Source organism: Mycobacterium sp. E2699, assembly GCF_001666745.1.
In the GTDB taxonomy this organism is placed as follows: domain Bacteria; phylum Actinomycetota; class Actinomycetes; order Mycobacteriales; family Mycobacteriaceae; genus Mycobacterium.
Window position 1 is genome coordinate 23,426 of the sequence record NZ_LZJH01000149.1, and the last position, 20,882, is coordinate 44,307.

At 68.2% G+C, this 20,882-nt stretch carries 23 protein-coding genes and 1 tRNA gene; 10 read left to right on the forward strand and 14 right to left on the reverse strand.

Features of this window, described 5'->3' with window-relative positions:
* Positions 1–46: 46 nt before the first annotated feature.
* The 7 genes from A5696_RS26640 to ponA2 all read right to left on the reverse strand — a co-directional run bounded on the left by A5696_RS26640 (position 47) and on the right by ponA2 (position 6,110).
* Positions 47–451 (reverse strand): YkvA family protein, encoded by a 405-nt coding sequence (locus A5696_RS26640; RefSeq protein WP_067884336.1) that lies wholly within the window; start codon positions 449–451, stop codon positions 47–49.
* A 26-nt stretch (positions 452–477) separates the two neighbouring features.
* On the reverse strand, positions 478–888 hold the full coding sequence (locus tag A5696_RS28600) for a hypothetical protein (RefSeq protein WP_082969163.1): 411 nt from the start codon (positions 886–888) through the stop codon (positions 478–480).
* Positions 889–997: 109 nt separating this feature from the next.
* Positions 998–1,219, reverse strand: coding sequence for a three-helix bundle dimerization domain-containing protein (locus A5696_RS27480; protein WP_156738606.1), 222 nt, complete (start codon positions 1,217–1,219; stop codon positions 998–1,000).
* A 169-nt stretch (positions 1,220–1,388) separates the two neighbouring features.
* Positions 1,389–1,462: transfer RNA gene (locus A5696_RS26645), tRNA-Pro, on the reverse strand.
* Positions 1,463–1,522: 60 nt separating this feature from the next.
* Positions 1,523–2,638 (reverse strand): PLP-dependent cysteine synthase family protein, encoded by a 1,116-nt coding sequence (locus A5696_RS26650; RefSeq protein WP_067884339.1) that lies wholly within the window; start codon positions 2,636–2,638, stop codon positions 1,523–1,525.
* Positions 2,635–3,594 (reverse strand): metallophosphoesterase, encoded by a 960-nt coding sequence (locus A5696_RS26655; RefSeq protein WP_067884340.1) that lies wholly within the window; start codon positions 3,592–3,594, stop codon positions 2,635–2,637. The genes A5696_RS26650 and A5696_RS26655 overlap by 4 nt, the downstream gene beginning before the upstream one ends.
* 86 nt (positions 3,595–3,680) lie before the next feature.
* Entirely contained in the window at positions 3,681–6,110 is a 2,430-nt protein-coding gene (gene ponA2, locus A5696_RS26660) for a transglycosylase/D,D-transpeptidase PonA2 (RefSeq protein ID WP_067884342.1), read from the reverse strand.
* A 387-nt stretch (positions 6,111–6,497) separates the two neighbouring features.
* Between ponA2 and A5696_RS26665 the strand changes: the two genes are divergently transcribed.
* Positions 6,498–6,848 carry a WhiB family transcriptional regulator gene (locus tag A5696_RS26665; protein ID WP_067884344.1) on the forward strand — a complete coding sequence of 117 codons (351 nt, stop codon included), beginning with the start codon at positions 6,498–6,500 and terminating at the stop codon, positions 6,846–6,848.
* 483 nt (positions 6,849–7,331) lie between these two features.
* Here the strand turns inward: A5696_RS26665 and A5696_RS26670 are convergent, their stop codons facing one another.
* Together A5696_RS26670 and A5696_RS26675 are read right to left on the reverse strand one after the other, a co-directional pair.
* Positions 7,332–8,486, reverse strand: a complete 1,155-nt coding sequence (locus A5696_RS26670; RefSeq protein ID WP_067884345.1) for an ArsA family ATPase — start codon at positions 8,484–8,486, stop codon at positions 7,332–7,334.
* Positions 8,483–9,508, reverse strand: coding sequence for an ArsA family ATPase (locus tag A5696_RS26675; RefSeq protein WP_067884348.1), 1,026 nt, complete (start codon positions 9,506–9,508; stop codon positions 8,483–8,485). Before A5696_RS26675 ends, A5696_RS26670 begins: the two co-directional genes overlap by 4 nt.
* Before the next feature lie 74 nt (positions 9,509–9,582).
* Here A5696_RS26675 and A5696_RS27875 point away from each other — a divergent pair, with 74 nt between their 5' ends.
* From A5696_RS27875 to A5696_RS26685, 3 genes are read left to right on the forward strand one after another with little or no spacing between them, the layout of a single operon-like run.
* Complete coding sequence (locus A5696_RS27875) at positions 9,583–9,744, forward strand: DUF4177 domain-containing protein (RefSeq protein WP_007166633.1); 162 nt, start codon at positions 9,583–9,585, stop codon at positions 9,742–9,744.
* Between the two features lie 2 nt (positions 9,745–9,746).
* Entirely contained in the window at positions 9,747–10,211 is a 465-nt protein-coding gene (locus A5696_RS26680; RefSeq protein ID WP_067884349.1) for a RidA family protein, read from the forward strand.
* Positions 10,208–11,002, forward strand: a complete 795-nt coding sequence (locus tag A5696_RS26685; protein WP_067884350.1) for an MBL fold metallo-hydrolase — start codon at positions 10,208–10,210, stop codon at positions 11,000–11,002. The genes A5696_RS26680 and A5696_RS26685 overlap by 4 nt, the downstream gene beginning before the upstream one ends.
* A gap of 68 nt (positions 11,003–11,070) precedes the next feature.
* Here the strand turns inward: A5696_RS26685 and crp are convergent, their stop codons facing one another.
* On the reverse strand, positions 11,071–11,745 hold the full coding sequence (gene crp, locus A5696_RS26690) for a cAMP-activated global transcriptional regulator CRP (RefSeq protein WP_036465140.1): 675 nt from the start codon (positions 11,743–11,745) through the stop codon (positions 11,071–11,073).
* A 97-nt stretch (positions 11,746–11,842) separates the two neighbouring features.
* Positions 11,843–12,238 (reverse strand): hypothetical protein, encoded by a 396-nt coding sequence (locus A5696_RS26695; RefSeq protein WP_067884352.1) that lies wholly within the window; start codon positions 12,236–12,238, stop codon positions 11,843–11,845.
* Between the two features lie 161 nt (positions 12,239–12,399).
* Between A5696_RS26695 and nth the strand changes: the two genes are divergently transcribed.
* The 4 genes from nth to marP are packed head-to-tail and all read left to right on the forward strand — an operon-like array spanning position 12,400 to position 15,779.
* A complete protein-coding gene (gene nth / locus A5696_RS26700) occupies positions 12,400–13,080 on the forward strand; it encodes an endonuclease III (RefSeq protein ID WP_067884357.1) in 681 nt (226 codons plus the stop codon).
* 16 nt (positions 13,081–13,096) lie between these two features.
* Positions 13,097–13,735 (forward strand): TlpA disulfide reductase family protein, encoded by a 639-nt coding sequence (locus A5696_RS26705; protein WP_067884360.1) that lies wholly within the window; start codon positions 13,097–13,099, stop codon positions 13,733–13,735.
* 17 nt (positions 13,736–13,752) lie between these two features.
* Positions 13,753–14,574 (forward strand): CoA pyrophosphatase, encoded by an 822-nt coding sequence (locus A5696_RS26710; RefSeq protein WP_067884407.1) that lies wholly within the window; start codon positions 13,753–13,755, stop codon positions 14,572–14,574.
* An 11-nt stretch (positions 14,575–14,585) separates the two neighbouring features.
* The gene (gene marP / locus A5696_RS26715; RefSeq protein ID WP_156738608.1) at positions 14,586–15,779 is read left to right on the forward strand and encodes an acid resistance serine protease MarP; all 1,194 of its coding nucleotides are present in this window, start codon (positions 14,586–14,588) and stop codon (positions 15,777–15,779) included.
* On the opposite strand, the gene A5696_RS26720 is transcribed toward marP, so the two are convergent.
* Positions 15,772–16,749, reverse strand: a complete 978-nt coding sequence (locus tag A5696_RS26720) for an alpha/beta fold hydrolase (protein ID WP_067884365.1) — start codon at positions 16,747–16,749, stop codon at positions 15,772–15,774. The genes marP and A5696_RS26720 overlap by 8 nt on opposite strands.
* A complete protein-coding gene (locus A5696_RS26725; RefSeq protein WP_067884368.1) occupies positions 16,750–17,280 on the reverse strand; it encodes a phage holin family protein in 531 nt (176 codons plus the stop codon).
* Between the two features lie 260 nt (positions 17,281–17,540).
* Between A5696_RS26725 and A5696_RS26730 the strand changes: the two genes are divergently transcribed.
* On the forward strand, positions 17,541–18,236 hold the full coding sequence (locus A5696_RS26730) for a serine protease (RefSeq protein ID WP_156738609.1): 696 nt from the start codon (positions 17,541–17,543) through the stop codon (positions 18,234–18,236).
* A 13-nt stretch (positions 18,237–18,249) separates the two neighbouring features.
* Here A5696_RS26730 and acs read toward each other — a convergent pair whose 3' ends face one another.
* Complete coding sequence (gene acs, locus A5696_RS26735; protein ID WP_067884374.1) at positions 18,250–20,217, reverse strand: acetate--CoA ligase; 1,968 nt, start codon at positions 20,215–20,217, stop codon at positions 18,250–18,252.
* 166 nt (positions 20,218–20,383) lie between these two features.
* Between acs and A5696_RS26740 the strand changes: the two genes are divergently transcribed.
* Entirely contained in the window at positions 20,384–20,878 is a 495-nt protein-coding gene (locus A5696_RS26740; RefSeq protein ID WP_067884410.1) for a DUF4232 domain-containing protein, read from the forward strand.
* Positions 20,879–20,882 lie beyond the last annotated feature (4 nt).

Genomic DNA, 20,882 nt, shown 5'->3' on the forward strand with positions numbered 1-20,882 from the left:
CGAGTGCTCACAAGATGATGCGGCACATGACCCGACCGCGCGTCATTCAGCCCTGTTGGGCCACGCCACAGACGCGACTCAACGCCCGCAGTCCCTCGGGCGTGCCAGGCCAATGTTTTTGCAGCATCTGCGGACCGGCGGTGCGCACGACGACGCGCAGCATGATCGCGACCAGGACGGCGTCGTCGAGGAATCCGATGACGGGGACGAAATCCGGTATCAGTTGGATGGGCGAGAAGATATAGCCCAGCACCAGCATCAGTTCGATGCGGACCATCCGCGGCACCGCGCGGTCGGTGGCCACGCGCTTGAGCAGTCGCAGCAGGTCGGGCAGCAACCGGATTATGTCGCCGAGGCTGAGGTCGTCGGGTTTGGCCACCCAGATGGTGGCAGCCAGGATGAGCCAGGCGAGCATGATGCCGCTGAGGGCACCGGCGAGTATCGACCACACCGCGCGTTATCCGTCGCTCGGAACCGCTAGGGTCGCGGCGACCGAGCGGGGCGCGACCTTGCCGCCGTGTGTGGCGTTGACTTGGGCGAGCCCGAGCGCCCTCTGGTTCTGGAGCGCGAGGTGGCGCGTCGAGCGGGGGTTGGCTTGCGCTGGCCGTCGGATCGGTGCGTCAGATAATGCACGCCCAAAAGCGTTCCGCCAACCGGTAATAGCAGCGGCCACTCCACCAGGCCGGCCGCGCCGACCGCAGCGACCGCTAGCGCCGCCGCGGGAAGGGACCGACTGCCGGTGCGCAATCCGCTTTGGACGCCGCTGACCGCTCCGCGGACGCCGCCCACCACTCCATTGACGGCCGCGCCTCCAACCGCTCCTGCCGCCGCGACGCTCGCGTCAACCGTGCTGCTGGCCGCATTCAGTGCGCCTCGCAAAATATTCATTGTTGCTCCTTCGCCAAAACTCCAATTCGGCGCCTCCCCAATGGGATTCGCTGCTCGCATAGCGCCGCATGGTCTCCGGCTGCTCACCGGGCCGGCGTCCGGGCATCGCCTAGCGGTCCAAAGTGGAGTTAGCCAGTTCTTCTTCGGCGCGGCGCTCTACCAGCAGTGGAACGAAATTGCGTAGCGTGCACTGCTCGAACCGCCCGTAGGTTTGCTCGACTACCGCCGCGACGTGAGCGTGCGGAAGCTGCGCGTACTTCTGGGCAAGACGACGCTGAACCGCCTCGATCTGTGCCCGCTCTTCTTGGAGCACACCCGCAGCCCCATCCACCTATGGAGCTTAACCTAGTAGTCGCCGCAGCAACACCTGGAGTTCACCAAGCCGCTGCGCGTTGCCGCAGGTGCCGTCGCCGCCCGGGTCGGGTACCGGTGACCGATAAGTTTCTTGATATCGGGGATCAGCAAACGTGCTGCGGCCGATCACACTCGTGACCTAACGGTCGGGGTGGCGGGATTTGAACCCACGGCCTCTTCGTCCCGAACGAAGCGCGCTACCAAGCTGCGCCACACCCCGCTTGAAGCCACGACAGCCTATCGCACCGGCCCGCCGGCTGACCAAACCGCAGGCTACGGGCTAGGTCCACGCGCAGGTGCGCTCGAATTCCGCCAGCGCCTCGGCCGGGCCGGTCGGGTCGAGACCCTGGGCGCTGACCCATTCGTCGCTGAAATAGGTGTCGGCGTAGCGGTCGCCGCTGTCGGCGAGCAGCGTGACCACCGACCCGCCGCGGCCCTCGGCGACCATCTCGGCCAGCAGCCCGAACGCGCCCCACAGGTTGGTGCCCGTGGACGGCCCCACCCGGCGCCCCAGAACGGCGCTGACGTGGCGAGCGGCGGCGATCGACGCCGCGTCGGGCACGGCGACCATGCGGTCGACCACGCCGGGCAGAAACGACGGCTCGACGCGTGGCCGTCCGATGCCCTCGATCCGGGAGGACGTCGGTATCACGACATCGTCGCGGTCCTCGGAATAGGAGGGGAAGAACGCGGAGTTCTCCGGGTCGACGACGCACAGCCGCGTCGCGTGGCGCCGGTAGCGGATGTAGCGGCCGATCGTCGCGCTGGTGCCGCCGGTGCCGGCCCCGACGACGATCCACTCCGGAATCGGGTATTGCTCCTCGCCCATCTGCTCGAAGATGGACTCGGCAATGTTGTTGTTGCCGCGCCAGTCCGTGGCGCGCTCGGCGTTGGTGAACTGGTCCAGGTAGTGCCCGCCGGTGTCATGGGCGATACGCTCGGCCTCGGCATACACCTGACTCGAGTCGGCGACGAAATGGCAACGGCCGCCTTGTGATTCGATCAGTGCCACCTTTGCCGCACTGGTTGACGCCGGCATCACGGCCACGAACGGCAGCCCCAGCAGGGCCGCGAAATACGCCTCCGACACCGCCGTCGACCCCGAGGACGCCTCGACCACCGTGGTGCCCTCGCCGATCCACCCGTTGCACAGCGCGTACAGGAACAGCGAACGCGCCAACCGATGCTTGAGGCTGCCGGTGATGTGCGTCGTCTCGTCTTTGAGGTACAGCGCGACCTGCGCATCGGGGCCGCCGGTGTCCCAGGCCGACGGCAGGGGATACCGCAGCAGGTGGGTGTCGGCGCTGCGCCGGGCGTCGGCCTGGATCAGCCGGATCGCGTTGTCCGTCCAGCCTCGCGGCAGGGTGCGGACCGCGATCCGGGTCCGATCGCTCAACGCACCGAAGCGGTTGGCTGCGAACGGCTCAGATCGCTGGTGGTGTCGCGGTCGCCCATCGGGGTGGCGATCAGTGTCAGCAGCGTCGCCTCCGGCCGGCAGCAGAATCGCACGGGTGCGAACGGCGAGGTGCCGATGCCGGCCGAGACATGGAGCTGCATGTTGGCGCCCCATCGGGACGGTCCCTTGGCCCGGGAGCGGTCCAGGCCGCAGTTGGTCACCAAAGCGCCGTAGAAGGGCAGGCAGAGCTGGCCGCCGTGGGTATGCCCGGCCATAACGAGCTGGTAGCCGTCGGCGGCGAAGCGGTCCAGCACCCGCGGCTCGGGGGAGTGGGTCAAGCCGAGCCGCAGGTTGGCCGCCGGGCTGGCCGGGCCGGCGATCGTGTCGTAGCGGTCCCGGTCGATGTGCGGGTCGTCCACGCCCGCGGCGGCGATGTGCAGGCCGGCCACCTCGAACTCGCGGCGGGTGTGGGTGAGGTCGAGCCAGCCGCGCTCGGTGAACGCCGCCCGCAGGTCCTGCCAGGGCAGCGGCTCGCCGCGGACCCGGTGCGACGGGTTGGTCAGGTAGTTCAACGGGTTCTTCAGGCGCGGCCCGAAGTAGTCGTTGCTGCCGAAGACGAAGACGCCCGGCCGCGACAACAGGTCGCCCAGGGTTTGCACCACCGCGGGCACCGCCTTGGGGTGCGCCAGGTTGTCGCCGGTGTTGACCACCAGGTCGGGCTCCCAGGCGGCCAGCTCGCGCAGCCACGCCCGTTTGCGACGCTGGTTGGGCAGCATGTGCAGATCGCTGATGTGCAGCACCCGCAGTGGCGTGGATCCCGGGGACAGGACGGGCATGGTGATCTCGCGCAGAACGAACGCATTGCGCTCCACGAAGGCGGCATAGCCGATGCCGGCCAGGGTCGAGGCAACCGCGACCGCGCCGGTGCGCATCAGGACGGGCGTAACTTCAGCCATGAAGGGCAGCCTACTGCCGGTTGGGTTCTGGTCGCGTATAGCTCGCGCCACGGTGCTTCAATCTCTCGCGCCACGGCGCCTCAATACTATGGCGGCGGCGGCGCTCCCGGGGGCGGTGGCGGGGCCAGCAGCGGAATGGTAATCGGCGGTAGGCCGGGAATCTCGACCACCTGTGACCCGACCACCGGTGGCGCGCCCTCCGGCGGGGGCGGGGGCGCGGGCGGGATGCCGTTGCTGACTTGAATCGTGATAATCGAGCCCGGGATCGTTTGGCCGCTGGGCGTCGTTCCGACGACCTCGCCCGCCTTTGCGCTGCTGTTCACGGAGTTCGTCTGGTCGGCGACCTGGAAGCCGGCGTCCTTGATGCGCTGGCGCGCCATGTCGACGTCCAGGCCGGTGACGGCCGGCACCCGGCCGGCGGGTGAACCCTCGACGTAACGGGGGTCCGTCGGCGGCAATGCCACCGGCCCGAAGTTGAGGGCGATCGGCTTCATCGCGGTGAACCAGGTGCGCGCGGGCTCGTTACCGCCGTACAGGTCACCCTCGCCGCAATGACGAAGCGGGGAGGAGCACAAATCGGTCGGGTTGGTCGAGTCGTCGTAGATGTAGTTGGCGGCCGCGTAGTGGCTGGTGAAACCCACGAAGCCGGACGAGCGGTGGGCCTCGGTGGTTCCCGTCTTACCCGACACCGGGAGGTCCCAGCCCGCCGCGGAGGCCGAACCGGCCGCCGTGCCACTGCCCACCGCGTCCTTGCTCATCGCGTTGGCCATGGTGTTCGCCAGACCCTCGGGGACCACCTGATCGCAGGTCTCGGTGGTCACGGCGACCTCATTGCCGTTGCGGTCGATCAGCTTGTCGATCGGGTTCGGCGGGCACCACACACCGCCCGATGCCAGCGTGGCCGCGACGTTGGACAACTCCAGGGCGTTTACCTCGATCGGGCCGAGGGTGAACGAGCCGATGTTCTGCCGTTTGACGAAATCGGCCAGGCTCTCGTTGCTGTCGCGGTTGTAGTCGCGGGCGGTGCCGGGATTCGCATAGGAGCGCAGCCCGAGCTTGATCGCCATGTCGACCGCGCGCCCGACTCCGATCTGGGTGATCAGCTTGGCGAACGCGGTGTTGGGCGAGGTGGCCAGCGCGTCGGTCACGCTCATGGAGCCGCGGTAGTTACCCGCGTTGACCACGCACCAGGTGTCCTTGGGGCAGCCCTTCGCCCCGCCGCTGCCGAAGCCCTTGGCCTGAAACCGCGGCGGCGCTTCGAGCGTGGCGTTGATGCCCATGCCCATGTCCAGCGCCGCGGCCGTCGTGAAGATCTTGAAGATTGACCCGGCACCGTCGCCGACCAGGGAGAACGGCTGCGGTCGCATGGTTTCGCCGGCCTCGGTGTCGAGCCCGTACTTGCGGTTACTGGCCATGGCCATCACGTGGTGGGAGGTCTTGCCGGGCTCGATCACGCTCATCACGCTCGAGATGCCCGGCAGGGTCGGGCTGGCGAATTTGTCGATGGCCGCCTTGACCGGGATCTGCACGTCGGGGTCCAGCGTCGTGCGGATCAGGTAGCCGCCCCTCGCCACCTGTTCCTTACTGATCCCCGCGCGCGAGAGGTATTCCTGGACGTAGTCGCAGAAGAACGCGCGGTCGCCTGCCGCGATGCAGCCGCGCGGCAGCTCGTTGGGCTGCGGCAGCACGCCCAGCGGCGTGGCCTTCGCGGCGCGCAGGGCGTCGGCCTCCTGCGGCAGGTTCTCGATCATGGTGTCCAGGACCAGGTTCCGCCGGGCCAGGGCGCCGTCGGGGTTCGTGTACGGGTTCAGCGCGCTGGTGGACTGCACCATGCCCGCCAGCAGCGCCGCCTGCTGCCAGTTCAGGTCGGACGCGTTGATGCCGAAGTAGGTCTGCGCCGCGTCCTGCACGCCGAACGAGCCGTTTCCGAACGAGACGAGGTTGAGGTACCGGGTCAAGATCTCGGGCTTGCTGAAGGTCTTGTCCAGCGTGAGCGCCATCCGGATCTCGCGGAGCTTGCGCGCCGGCGTGGTTTCGACGGCCGCGCGTTTCTCGGCGTCGGTCTGAGCGGTCACCAGCAGTTGATAGTTCTTCACGTACTGCTGCTCGATGGTCGAGCCGCCGCGCGTGTCGACGTCGCCGGACGCGTACCCCGCGAGGCCCGTCAGGGTGCCCTTCCAGTCCACCCCGTTGTGGTCGGCGAACCGCTTGTCCTCTATCGAGACGATCGCCAGCTTCATGGTGTTGGCGATCTTGTCGGTGGGCACCTCGAACCGGCGCTGCGAATACAGCCAGGCGATGACGTTGCCCTTCTTGTCGACCATCGTCGACACGGCCGGCACCTCGCCCTGCAGCAGCTGCGCCGACCCGTTGGCGACGACTTCGGAGGCCCGATTGGACATCAGCCCGACTCCGCCGGCGAGCGGAAACATCAGTGCCGTGGCGACGACGCTGGCCAGCAAGCAGCACCCCGCGAGCTTGAGAATGGTGAGAGCGGCCGGGGGGCGGTCTGACATGCGTACTAGGTTAGCGGCCCCCGGTGACCAGGCCACGCCGCGAGTTGACCAAAGGCCCTCACATGGCGTGACCACAGACCCTGCCGCACCATGACCAGCGAACTTACGATCGGACTGGACAGAAAATTTGCGACTCCGTCATTGGTGGTCAACCGGGACGAAGTGCGCGCTCCCGTGGCCGGATTTATCCTGCTTTCGAAAGACTGCACGCTCGTCCCAAAAAAACCGTTATCAGACTGTTGCGCAATTGCCACCTGACCACCTAACTTAGACACACGGTGAGATTCAGGTAACACCGAAATGCATGGTGTGGCGTAGATCGCAAGCAGTGGGTCTGCACCTGAGGAGGGCGGCCGCGACGAGTGGCCGGAAGGAAGGGAACAGCTCGTGTCAGGTTCACGGCCGGCCGCGCGTAGAACAAACATTGCGGCTGCACAGGGGGTACTCCGCAGTGTTGACGCCGAAGATCGGATCGCCTGGGTCTCGCAAGCGCTGTGTCGGACCACTGACCCCGATGAACTGTTCGTTCGAGGCGCCGCCCAACGCAAGGCGGCGGTGATCTGCCGGCACTGCCCGGTGATGCAGGAGTGCGGCGCGGACGCGTTGGACAACAAGGTCGAGTTCGGCGTGTGGGGCGGCATGACCGAGCGCCAGCGCAGGGCCTTGCTGAAGCAGCACCCCGAGGTCGTCTCGTGGTCGGACTTCTTCGAAAAGCGCCGCGGCCGCACCGCTGGCTGACATAGTGGTTCGAGCGCGTATCTCGCTACCGCGCGATTAATCCGTCCCCTGGTCCTGAAAACTTGGGTTTTCATCATTACTTTTTTGTTACGGCTCTCCTGTGCCGTCCTGGCTGGTAGGCGTCCAATAGCGGGCTGACGCGTGTTCAATACGAGCTAGCTTGTGACCAATAGGGATTCGGCAGCAACGAAAACAGTCGTTCCAAAAAAGACTGGCCCGTGTCAAATAGCTCCGAGCGGGCCCTAATTGGCGTGTGCGCAATAGGGGCTTTAATTCAGCGGACCCGGCCAATAATTGCCGAGCGTGAATGCTGCGACGCATTTCCGGTGGTGTGCCCGCCGTGAATTTCGCGCCGGGATTCCCCGCTCCTCAGCGGCTCGTTGCGCGAGCCGCCTCGTCGCCGGCGGTTTTCGGATTCGCCGCTCCTCAGCGGCTCGCTGCGCGTGCCGCCTCGTCGCCGGCGGGGCCGGGATTCGCCGCTCCTCAGCGGCTCGCTGCGCGTGCCGCCTCGTCGCCGGCGGCGGTGATCTGGTCGGCGAGCGCGCGCAGCGCGTCCAGGTCCGAGACGTCGAACGGCAGCGACGGCACCCCGATGACCGGCACGTGCGGGTGGGCCCCGGTGAAGCGGGATAGCAGCCTGACCTCCCGCTTGGCGGTCTGCGCGCGGTCGGCGTGGATGCGCAGCACCGCGGCTGCCAGCGCGGCGGCCTCGGAATCCGAGGCGTCCAACGTCTCGCTTCCATCGATCGCCCGCTCGACCGGTAGGGAACACAGCGTCGGGTGGGTGCGGTTCAAGACCAGCCCCGCGAGGGGCATGGCCTCCTGCGACAGGCGGTCGACGAAGAAGGCCGCCTCGCGCAGCGCGTCCGGCTCGGCGGCCGACACCACCACGAATTGGGTGCCGCGCCTTTTCAGCAGCGCGTAGGTGCGATCGGCCTTCTCGCGGAAGCCGCCGAAGGTGGCGTCCAGCGACTGCACGAATGCCGCCGCGTCGCCCAGCATCTGCGAACCGAGCACCGTCGACAGCGCCTTCATCGCCAAACCCATTGCGCCGGTGACCAATCGACCAATGCCTCGGCCGGGCGCGAGGAGTAGCCGCCATAATCGGCTATCCATGAAGCTGCCCAGTCGTTTCGGCGCATCCAGGAAATCCAGCGCGTTGCGCGACGGGGGAGTGTCCACCACCACCAGGTCCCAGCGATCCTGGGCCAGCAGTTGACCGAGCTTCTCCATCGCCATGTACTCTTGCGTGCCGGCCAGCGAAGTCGCCACGGTCTGATAGAACTGGTTGTCCAGAATCCCTTGTGCCCGACCGGGTCCCGAATACTGGACCACCATTTCGTCGAAGGTGCGGCGCATGTCGAGCATCATCGCGTGCAGCTCGCCGGAGACCTCGGGCGCCAATGGCACCCGCTGCGGGGTGTTGCCGAGATCGTTGACTCCGAGCGCTTGCGCCAGCCGCTTGGCCGGATCGATCGTCAAAACGCATACCGTTCGGCCGTATTCGGCAGCGCGCAGCGCCATTGCCGCCGCGGTGGTGGTTTTGCCCACGCCGCCGGCGCCACAGCACACGATCACGCGGTTGGTCCGATCGGCCAGGATCGCCGCCATGTCAAGGGTTGTCGGGGCGATACTCATCGAACTCCCTGCTGTGCAAGCGATTCCGACAGCTCATAGAGGCTGCCGAGGTCGACGCCGTCGGAAATCGCGGGGAGCTCCAGGCGCGGCACCTTCAAGGCATCGAGCTGCTGCGCGGTCTCCGCCCGCGCGGTGATCCGGGTCGCGTGCTGGATCGTCTCGGTCAGCAGGCCGGCGAAGTCGGTGTCGTCGAGCTTGATTCCGGCCATCTCCAGCCCCGCCCGCACCGAGTCGGCGTCCACATCGCCCTCGGCGGCCTTCGCCAGATCGCGTGGCTCGAGGAACGACGGGATGTTGCGGTTCACGATCACGCTGCCGATCGGCAGCTCCATCTCCGCGAGCTCCTCGATGGCTTCCAGCGTTTCCTGTACGGGCAGCGCTTCCAGCAGCGTGACCAGATGGATGGCGGTCGCCTCGGAGTGCAGCAGGCGCACCACGCCCTCGGCTTGCGAGAACACCGGGCCGCCCTTGGCCAGGTCCTTCACCGCCTTGGTGACATCCAGGAACCGGGCGATCCGCCCCGTCGGTGGCGCGTCGACGACGACCGCGTCGTAGACCGGATCCTTGGACCCCTTGTTCAGGCGCACCACCGACTCCTTGATCTTGCCGGTCAGCAGCACGTCGCGCAGGCCGGGCGCGATCGTCGTCGCGAACTCGATGGCACCGATGCGGCGCATCGCCCGGCCCGCGATGCCGAGGTTGTAGAACATGTCCAGGTATTCGAGGAACGCGGCCTCGATGTCGATCGCCAGGGCGTTGACCTCGCCGCCGCGCTCGGCGGTGGCGATCTTGAGTTCCTGGTAGGGCAGGGGCGGGACGTCGAAAAGCTGCGCAATCCCTTGGCGGCCTTCGACTTCGATGAGCAGGACCTTGCGGCCGCCCGCCGCCAACGTCAGTGCCAGCGCGGCCGCCACCGTCGACTTACCCGTCCCGCCTTTGCCGGTCACGAAATGCAAGCGGGCCTTCGACAGGCGCGTTGGCCAGCCGACCGAGTTGCCGCCGCCAGGAGTGGATGCCACCATCGCATGCTAGCCCGGCCGCCGCAGGCCGCTCGGGCTGGCCAGAGCCGTTCAGCGCCGACCGATAAGCTCGCGTCATGAGCCAACCCACCGCATGGGAATACGTCACGGTCCCCCTGCTCACGCACGCGACCAAGCAGATCCTCGATCAGTGGGGGGCCGACGGCTGGGAGCTGGTGTCCGTGCTGCCCGGGCCCACCGGCGAACAGCATGTCGCGTATCTGAAGCGCCCCAAATAAAGATGAGTGCCTCCGCCCGGCTGGGGCAGCTCGGGGTCAACCTTCCGGAGGTGGCGGCGCCGCTGGCCTCATACGTGCCCGCGGTACGAACCGGCAACCTGGTCTACACCTCGGGCCAGCTGCCGATGGAGGCCGGACGGCTGGCGGCAACCGGCAAGGTCGGCGCCGAGGTCAGCCCCGACGACGGCAAGGCGCTGGCGCGGATGTGCGCGCTCAACGCGCTCGCGGCGGTGGATTCGCTGGTGGGCATCGACGACGTCACCCGGGTGGTCAAGGTGGTCGGCTTCGTCGCGTCGGCCCCGGGGTTCAACGGCCAGCCGGGCGTCGTCAACGGGGCATCCGAGCTGCTCGCCGAGGTGTTCGGCGACGCGGGGGCGCACGCGCGTTCGGCGGTCGGCGTCTCCGAGCTGCCGCTGGACGCGCCGGTGGAGGTGGAGCTGATCGTGGAGGTCGGCGCGGGCCCGTGACCGAGATTGCCGAGTCGCCGACCCATCCCGCGTACGGCAGGTTGCGGGCGGTCACCGCGACCGTCTCGGTCCTGCTGGCCGACAACCCCGGCCTGCTGACGCTGGACGGGACCAACACCTGGGTGCTCCGCGGCCCGGGCAGCGACGAGATGGTCGTCGTCGATCCCGGCCCCGAGGACGACGAGCACATCGCCCGGGTCGCCGCGGTCGGTCGCATCTCCCTGGTGCTGATCAGCCACCGCCACGGCGATCACACCGACGGCATCGACAAGCTGGTCGAACGCACGGGCGCGACGGTCCGTTCCGCCGGTAGCGGGTTTCTGCGCGGCCTCGGCGGTCACCTGACCGACGGCGAGGTGATCGATGCGGCCGGCCTCAAGATCAAGGTGATGGCCACGCCCGGGCACACCGCCGACTCGCTGTCGTTCGTCCTCGACGACGCCGTGCTCACGGCCGACACCGTGCTGGGCCGTGGCACCACCGTCATCGACAAGGAGGACGGCGGCCTGGCCGACTACCTGGAATCCCTGCGGCGGCTGCGCGGCCTGGGGCGCCGCCGGGTGCTGCCCGGCCACGGCCCGGACCTGCCGAACCTGGAAGCCGTCGCGGCCGGCTACCTGACACACCGGCGCGAACGCCTGGAACAGGTGCGCGCGGCGGTGCGGGACCTCGGCGACGACGCCACCACCCGCCAGGTCGTCGAACACGTCTACGTCGACGTCGACGAGAAACTCTGGGACGCGGCGGAGTGGTCGGTGCAGGCGCAGTTGGACTACCTGCGCACTCAGTAGCGAGCAGACGCAAAGGCTCCCGTTTTCTCGGCGTGTCGGGTGCTTTTGTGTCTGGTGGCCGAGGAACGCTAGCGAGCCCGCCGGGCCAGCCGCTCGGAGTCCGAAATCAGCACGCTCTTGCCCTCCAGGCGAATCCAGCCGCGGTGGGCGAAATCGGCCAGGGCCTTGTTCACCGTCTCCCGGGAAGCGCCCACCAGCTGGGCGATCTCCTCCTGCGTCAGGTCGTGGGTGACCCGCATCGCGCCGCCCTCCTGGGTGCCGAAGCGCTGCGCAAGCTGCAGCAGCTGCTTGGCCACCCGACCGGGGACGTCGGTGAAGATGAGGTCGGCCAGGTTGTTGTTGGTCCGCCGCAGCCGCCGGGCCAGTACCCGCAGCAACTGTTCGGCGATCTCGGGCCGATCGGCGATCCAGGCCCGCAGCGCGTCGCGGTCCATCGACACCGCCCGCACCTCGGTGATCGTGGTCGCGCTGGAAGTCCGTGGGCCCGGGTCAAAGATCGACAATTCGCCGAACATGTCCGACGGGCCCATGATCGTCAGCAGATTTTCCCGGCCGTCCGGCGAACGCCGCCCGATCTTGACCTTCCCCGAGACGATGATGTAGAGCCGATCGCCCGGCTCGCCCTCGGCGAAAACCGTGTGCCCGCGCGGGAAGTCGACGGGTTGCAATTGCTTGGTCAGCGCGGTGACCGCGCCGGGCTCAACCCCTTGGAAGATTCCGGCCCTTGCCAGGATCTCGTCCACGTTGCCTCTTCAGCTTTCCAATTATGTGTGCGGGCAGGCCAACCCTGCTCGTGTGACGTAAGTCTAGAGGTAGGCGAAGTGTGTCCAACGTGCCACGCTACACACGATTGACGTGTCCGGTCCCCCTAAATTGCGGATTGACGTGGGAGTGGGCTCCCAGTCGCGTCGGTAATCCGGGCTCGTCGCGCTCACCGAAAGCGATGGCAAACTCCGGCGCGGCGTGCCGCGGCCCCCCGTGCCGGCCGGACTGCGGCGACTCGGCCAGCCGCAGCGCCTGGCGCCGATGCAGGTATTCCAGCGCCTCGGGCATGCCTTCGCGGGCCAACGTGTGCACGTCGACGGGCTCGGCATGGTCGAGGAAATCGTCGACGTCGATCGCCGTGACGGCGTCGCGGGCAAGGTCGGATTCCAGCCGTCCCAAGCCGAGCGCCACGAGCATCAGCAGCCCGGGAACGCACGCCACCAGCAACCATGACACAAGGAGAGTAAACATGGCTTAGGTCTCAGTGAGATCACGAAATCAGTACTCTGTCGTAGGTGACAGCGGCAAAGGCATCCGGGCGCACGAAGTCAACGCCATCCTCGCCCGACGGTGCCTCCGCCGACCGCTGGTCCAAAGAAACGCGCGTCGGGCTGGTTCGTCGCGCGCGCCGAATGAATCGGGCACTGGCGCAAGCTTTTCCGCATGCGCATTGCGAACTCGATTTCACGACGCCGTTGGAGCTGACGGTGGCCACCATCCTTTCGGCGCAGAGCACCGACAAACGGGTCAACCTGACGACACCCGCATTGTTCAAGCGGTATCGCACGGCGCTGGATTATGCGCAGGCCGACCGCGACGAACTCGAGAACCTCATCCGCCCCACCGGCTTCTTCCGCAACAAGGCGGCGTCGCTCATGGGTCTCGGACAGGCCCTGGTCGAACGGTTCGACGGCGAGGTGCCGTCGACGATGGCGGAGCTGGTCACCCTGCCCGGGGTGGGCCGCAAGACCGCCAACGTCATCCTGGGCAACGCCTTCGACATCCCGGGAATCACCGTCGACACCCATTTCTCGCGGCTGGTACACAGGTGGCGCTGGACCGCTGAAAACGACCCGGTGAAGATCGAGCACGCGGTCGGCGACCTGATCGAACGCCGGGAGTGGACGATGCTGAGTCACCGGGTGATCTTCCACGGCCGCCGCGTGTGCCATGCCCGCAAACCCGCCTGCGGCGCCTGCGTCCTTGCCAAGGACTGCCCTTCGTTTGGCCTCGGGCCGACGGAACCGCTGCTCGCCGCGCCCCTCGTGCAGGGTCCCGAGACCGAGCACTTGCTGGCCCTGGTGGGGCTCTGATACCGGGCGCGAGGCCGTGACCCGCACGACGCGCTGGACCGTCGCGATCCTCGCGGTGGTGGCGGCTTTGGTGGTGGCCCTGGTGGCCCAGTTGCACGACGATTCCGCACCGACCGCCACCACCCAGACGCCGGCGCCGCGGGAACACCGCGACGCCGACACCCCGTCCGCGCTGGCGGGTCCCCGGCGGCGCGCCGACCTGCCGCCGTGTCCGGCCGCCGGGGATGGCGCCGGCCCGGCGGCGCTGCGCGGTGTCACGGTGGAATGCGCCGCCGACGGTTCGGCCGTTGATGTCGCGCGCGCGGTGGCCGGACACCGGGTGGTCCTCAACCTGTGGGCCTATTGGTGCGGTCCCTGCGCCGCCGAGCTTCCCGCGATGGCCGAGTATCAGCGACGGGTCGGCTCGGACGTGATGGTGGTGACGGTGCACCAGGACGAGAACGAGACGGCTGCGCTACTGCGGTTGGCGGAGTTGGGCGTTCGGCTCCCGACCCTGCAGGACGGCCGTCGTCGGGTCGCGGCCGCGCTGCGTGTGGTAAATGTGATGCCCGCGACGGTCGTCCTCCGGCCGGACGGTAGCGTTGCCCAAATGCTGCCGCGGCCTTTTGCCAATGCCGACGAGATCGCGGCTGCCGTCGGAAACGACGCGGGTTGAGGCCGAGGGAGGTGCCGGTGAGCGCTGGGGGCACACCCCCGCCTGACGGGGGCCAAACCCATCGGCGGGCGCCGGTTTCGCTCAGACCCGACGCGTCACCGTCCTGGTTGCGTCCGCTGGTGGACAACGTGGGCCAGATCCCCGAGGCGTACCGGCACCGGCTGCCGGCAGGCGTGCTGGCGATGGTGACCGCCGCCAAGGCCGCGTCCTCGATGGCAACGCTGCTCGGTGACGATCGCGAGGCGGCTGTTTTGGTGTTGTTCTCGGGTCCGGAGTCCGGGCCATCCGGCGGCGGGCTGCCCGACGACGCCGATCTCCTGCTGACCGTGCGGGCCTCGACGCTGCGCCATCACGCCGGGCAGGCGGCCTTCCCCGGCGGCGCCTCCGATCCCGGCGACGAGGGCCCGGTCGCGACCGCGCTGCGCGAGGCGCGCGAGGAAACCGGGCTCGACGTGAATCGGCTGCATCCGCTGGCCACCATGGAGCGCACTTTCATCGCGCCGTCGCGGTTTCACGTCGTCCCGGTGCTCGCCTATTCGCCGGATCCCGGGCCGGTGGGCGTCATCGACGAGACGGAAACGGCCATCGTGTCGCGAGTTCCGGTGCGCGCCTTCATCAATCCGGAGAACCGGCTGATGGTGTACCGGGGCAACCTCGGCCGCCGGTGGGCCGGGCCGGCGTTTCTGTTGAACCAGATGTTGGTCTGGGGATTCACCGGTCAGGTGATTTCCGCGGTGCTCGATGTGGCCGGCTGGTCCGAGCCCTGGGACACCACCGACATCCGCGAGCTGGACGAGGCGATGGTGCTGGTCGGCAACGAGGGCGGGCCCCGCCGATGAACATCAATTCGATGACCCCGTCGCAGTGGCTGGACATCGCCGTCCTGGCGGTCGCGTTCATCGCGGCGATCTCGGGCTGGCGCTCGGGTGCGCTGGGCTCGCTGCTGTCGTTCGTCGGGGTGCTGCTGGGCGCCATCGCGGGCGTGCTGCTGGCGCCGCACATCGTCAGCCATATCGCCGCACCGCGCGCCAAACTGTTCACCGCGCTGTTTCTGATCCTCGCGCTGGTCGTCGTCGGTGAGGTCGCCGGCGTGGTGCTGGGGCGCGCCGTTCGCGGCGCAATCCGCAGTCGCGCAATAAGAACGATCGACTCGGTCATCGGCGTCGGTGTCCAGCTCGTCGTGGTGCTGACCGCGGCGTGGCTGTTGGCCACGCCGCTGACGCAGTCCAAGGACCAGCCAGAGCTGGCTTCCGCGGTCAAGGGCTCGCGGGTGCTGGCCCAAGTCAACGAGCTGGCACCGCCCTGGCTCAAGACGGTGCCCAAGCGGCTCTCGGCACTGCTGAACACTTCCGGGCTGCCGGCGGTGCTCGAGCCGTTCAGCCGCACCCCGGTGATCCCGGTGGCGTCTCCGGACCCGGCCCTGGCCGCCAATCCGGTGGTGACGACCGCCGCGCCCAGCGTCGTCAAGGTGCGTAGCCTGGCGCCGAGCTGTCAGAAAGTGTTGGAGGGCAGCGGATTTGTGATCGCTCCCGACCGGGTGATGACCAACGCGCACGTGGTGGCCGGATCCAACAACGTGCAGATCTACGCCAGCGGCAATCCCCTCGACGCGACCGTGGTGTCCTATGACCCGTCGGTGGACATCGCGATCCTGGCCGTCCCGAACCTGCCGCCGCCGCCCCTGGCCTTCGCCCAGGGCGAGGCGAAGAGCGGCGAAAGCGTTGTGGTGCTGGGTTATCCGGGCGGCGGCAACTTCACCGCGACGCCGGCCAGGATTCGGGAGGCGATCAGGCTCAGCGGCCCGGACATCTACCGGGACCCGGCGCCGGTCACCCGCGACGTGTACACCATCAGAGCCAATGTTGAGCAAGGCAATTCGGGCGGGCCGTTGATCGACTTGAACGGTCACGTGCTCGGCGTGGTGTTCGGCGCGGCCGTCGACGATCCCGACACCGGGTTCGTGCTGACGGCCGACGAGGTGGCCTCCCAGCTTTCCAAGATCGGCGACACCCAACAGGTGGCTACCGGGGCCTGCGTCAGCTGACGCCGCGCCGGTGCACCTGCTCGAGGAACTTCAACAGGTGCCTGTTGACCTCCTCGGGCGCCTCCTCGTGGCTGAAATGGCCTGCGCCCGCGATGGATAGGTAGCGGCCCTGCGGCGCGTAGCGCTGGGTGTGGTCCACCGGGTCGGCGAGCACGTAGGGATCGGCGTCACCGCGCAGGTGCAGCAGCGGCATGCCGAGCTGTTGGGACATCGACCGGATGAATCGCCGGCCCTCGCCGCGTAGCTGGCTTCGCACCGCCCACCGCTGGTACTCCAGCGCGCAGTGCGCCGCGCCGGGGATCTGGATTGCCGTCCGCAGGTGGCCAATGGTCTGCGAAAAGTCCTCGGAAGCAACCCATTTGGCGCAGCTTCGAATCCGGACGAGGCGTTCGATCTCCGCCGCGTTGTCCCGGGTCAGCAGGTGCTCCGGCCAGACGGGCAATTGATATCGCAGCAATGTAGGCAGCAGCGCGTAACTTTGGTCGCGGCGCGTCAGCGTGGATCGGCGCAGCGCCGCCGGATGCGGCGAGCTGATCAGCGCGATGGCGAGCACCAGCCGCGAATGCAGCAGCGCGGTGGCCCAGCAGGCCAGCCCGCCGTCGGCATGGCCAACCAGCGTCGCCGACGAATGCCCGAGCGCGCGGATCAGCCCCGCCGTGTCGCCGGCGAGCGTCCAGCCGTCGTAGCCGCGGGGCGGCTTGTCGCTGCCGCCGTAGCCGCGCAGGTCGACCGCGACCACCCGCGCACCGGTCAGCCCGCGCAGCTGATGGCGCCAGGACCACCAGAACGATCCGAAACCGTGCAGCAGCATCACCAGCGGCCGCGCCGTCGCCGGCTCCGAGGGCGGAACCGCATGATCCTGTCGGTCCGGCAGGGCTTCGACGACGTGGAATCGGATGCCGTTGGCGTGCACGTCGAAGTGGCGCCACGGCCCGTCGATGCGAGTGACCGACGGATCTGGTGCCGGCATCTACCAACCCGAGGGATCCGCGGGTTTTTCGTGCCTGCCGCCGGAGGACTCGGGAAGTTCCCTGGGTTCCCCGGCGGGCTTGTCGTGGCCGGGTGTGAGCGCGGTGCGCGTCTCCCTGACCGATTCGATCGTCTCCCGCGGCCCGCGGATGCGGCGGACCTTCAGGAAGCCCAGCAGCCCCAGCAGGGCGCCGAACACCACCATGATCCCGAACACGATCAGGTAGGCCACCCAGCGCCACAGCCAGGTGTCGAGCAGTTCGGCGATGAAGAAAAAGAAGAAGAACGTGGAGTAGAACAGCACCACCAGCGCGGCGATGAAATAGACGCTGCCGGTCAGGCCCTTCTTGACGTCCCGGGTGATCTCGGAGCGGGCCAGTTCGACCTCGGCGCGCACCAGGGTCGACACCTGGGCTGAGGCGTCCTTGATCAGGTCCCCGATCGACGGTTCGGCGGGCCTGGCGTGCGGGTCGGCCAACGGAATCGTGGTCAGCGTGCTGGGCACGCCGTTGTTGCGATCGACTTTGCTCACAGGCCGTCCTCTCGGTGTTCTCGTCGCGGCTTATGTTGCCATGCGGCGGCATGCCAGACGAGGGCAGCCGAAGCCCACTCCCGCCCGGCGTCCCCGCAGCGAAGCCGGACGCCGGGAAATAAGCTGATGGATCCCCTTGAGCGGGAAAGGAATAGGGAAAGCGGCGTGGCGACGACACCGACCATGGCGAACCGGACACCATAGCCGACTAGACTGACCGGGCCACTGGGGATGCCCGACCGCGCGATGGGAGTGTTGCTTTGCAGACGGCCTACCGTTGCTACCGGGCGGCGATCGTGGCCGTACTGGTCGCACTTATGGGTGTGCCCGCCCGTGCGGCCGCCGACGACAGGGTTCCGATGGGCGGTGGGGCCGGCATCGTCATCAACGGCGACACCATGTGCACCCTGACGACGATCGGCACCGATACCGCCGGCGACATGATCGGCTTCACCTCCGCGCACTGCGGCGGTCCCGGCGCGCAGGTCGCCGCCGAGGGAGCGCAGAACAGGGGCCCGCTGGGCGTCATGGTCGCCGGCAACGACGTCCTCGACTACGCGGTGATCAAATTCGATCCGGCCAAGGTGGCGCCGGTGGCCAACTACAACGGCTTCCTGATCAGCGGCATCGGCCCGGATCCGGCCTTCGGCCAGATCGCCTGCAAGCAGGGCCGAACGACCGGCAACTCATGCGGGGTCACCTGGGGGCCGGGCCAGGACCCGGGCACCATCGTCATGCAGGTGTGCGGCCAACCCGGTGACTCCGGGGCGCCGGTGACCGTCAACAACCTGCTGGTCGGCATGATTCACGGCGCGTTCAGCGACAACCTGCCGACGTGCATCATCAAATACATCCCGTTGCACACGCCCGCGGTGGTGATGTCGATCAACGCCGACCTCGCCGATATCAACGCCAAGCACCGCCCCGGCGCGGGGTTCGTGCCGCTGCCGGCCTGATCCGCTCGCCGCCCTACTTTCCGGCCTTGATCGCGTCGAAGACTCCGGGATCCAACAGCGTCGACGTGTCACCCAACTCCCGGTTCTCGGCGACGTCGCGCAACAGCCTGCGCATGATCTTGCCGCTGCGGGTCTTCGGCAGCTCGGGCACCACGTGGACCTCCCGTGGCTTGGCTATCGGCGAGATCTCCCGCGCCACCTCGACGCGCAACTCGTCGACGATCCCGTCGTGCACCTCGAAGTCGGCGCACAAGACGACGAACGCGCAGATGGCCTGCCCGGTGGTCTCGTCCGTCATCCCGACCACGGCCGCCTCGGCCACCGCGACGTGGCCGACCAGCGCCGACTCCACCTCGGCGGTCGACAGGCGATGGCCCGACACGTTCATCACGTCGTCGATGCGGCCGACCACCCAGATGGCGCCGTCGGAGTCGTAGTAGGCGCTGTCGCCGGCGAAGTACCAGCCCTGCTCGGCGAACCGGGACCAGTAGGTCTCGACGTACCGTTCCGGGTCGCCCCAGATGCCGCGCAGCATCGACGGCCAGGGCTGGTCCAGGACAAGGTAGCCGCTGGCGTGCTCGCCCTTGTCGTTGCCCGGCGGGATCTGATCGCCGTGGTCGTCGACGATCTTGGCCGAGATGCCCGGCAGCGGCCGCATCGCCGAACCCGGTTTGGCCGCGGCCACGCCGGGCAGCGGGGAGATCATCGCGGCACCCGTCTCGGTCTGCCACCAGGTGTCGACGATCGGGAGGCGCTCGGCGCCGATCACGTTGCGGTACCAGCGCCATGCCTCCGGGTTGATCGGTTCACCGACCGTCCCCAGCAGCCGCAGGCTGGACAGGTCGTGCGCGTCGGGAATCTCGCGGCCCCACTTCATGAACGTGCGGACGAGGGTGGGCGCGGTGTAATAGATTGTCACGCCGTACTTTTCGATGATCTCGAAATGCCGGTGCTGGGTGGGCGAGTCGGGCGTGCCCTCGTACAGGACCTCGGTGACGCCGTTCGAGAGGGGACCGTAGACACCGTAGCTGTGTCCGGTGACCCAGCCGATGTCGGCGGTGCACCAGAACACGTCGGTCTCGGGTTTGATGTCGAAGACGTAGTAGTGCGTGTAGGAACACTGGGTCAGGTACCCCCCGCTGGTGTGCACGATCCCCTTGGGCTTGCCGGTGGTGCCCGAGGTGTACAGCAGGAACAACGGCTGCTCGGCGCCGAACGGCTGCGGGACGTGCTCGGACGACGCGGCGTCGACGACGTCGTGCCACCACAGGTCTCGCTCGTCGTTCCAGGACACGTCAATCCCCGTGCGGCGCACCACCAGAACGCGCTGGATGGAGCTGGGGCCGTCGGGGCCGGGCGCGACCGCCTCGTCGGCCGCTTCCTTCAGCGGTGAGGGCTTGCCCCGGCGGAACTGCCCATCGCTGGTGATGAGCAACTTGGCCTCGGCGTCGGCGATTCGGGCGCGCAGCGCCTTCGCGGTGAATCCGGCGAACACGACGCTGTGCATGATGCCCAAGCGCGCGCAGGCGAGCATCGATATCACGGCTTCCGGAATCAACGGCATGTAGATGGCGACCCGGTCGCCGGCGACCAGCCCGAGCTCGGTCAGCGCATTGGCCGCCCTGCAGACCTCCGCCTGCAGATCGGAATACGTCAGGCTGCGACTGTCGCCCGGTTCACCCTCCCAGTGGATCGCCACCCGATCGCCGAGCCCCGCCTCCACGTGGCGGTCAACGCAGTTGTAGGCGACGTTGAGCTCGCCGTCGGCGAACCACTTGGCGAACGGCGCTTCCGACCAGTCCAGGATCTCGGTGAACGGCGTCGACCACGAGAGGCGACGGGCCTGTTTGGCCCAGAAGGCCAGCCGATCCAGGTCGGCCTCGCGGTACAGCTCCTCACCGGCGTTGGCCTGCTCGGCGAACTCCGCCGGCGGCGGATACGACGACGGATACGGCGGGCCCTCGGTGCGCGTGGCGGTCACTGGTTTCCTCCTAATGTTTCAGGCGCGTCAACCGTCAGTGAGCCTAGACCTTCGAGGTGAAAAGCGGTTCCCCAATCGGGGTTCAATTGCGCCCCCAAGGCGCATAATCACCGATGTGCCGAGACCGCACGGGCGGCGGCTTCGCCGATGGGTGCCCAGCTTCGCCGTGGCCGCAACGAGTTACGTGGCCACCGCCTCGGCTGGGCCACTCGCCTGGGCCGAACCGGCCGACAGCGTCGACCAACCGACGCCGTGCTGGTCCGAACAGGTCGCCGTCAGCGCATCCCCCACCCAGGGTGCCGCGGGCCACCGCGGGCTGACGTTGATGTTCACGCTCGCCGGCGGAGCGGACCCGTGCACGCTCACCGGTTACCCGGTCGTCGACTCCGGCGCCGGCGGCCCGGCGATCCATGCCCAGCCCACTCCGCGCGGGTACATGGGCGGCCTGCCGGCCGGGGTGGACGTGCCGCCCAGCGCCGTCCTCTCGCTGTCGACTTCAGCGCAAGCCATCGTGGAGGGCGTGGGCTACGACGACCAGGGCAACGCATGTCCCACCTACACCGACCTGGCAGTCAGCCCGCCCGGCATCATCGAGGTGTTCAACGTGCCGGCCACCATCGACGCCTGCCGCCTGCAGGTCCACCCCGTCACGGCCGGCTGAACGG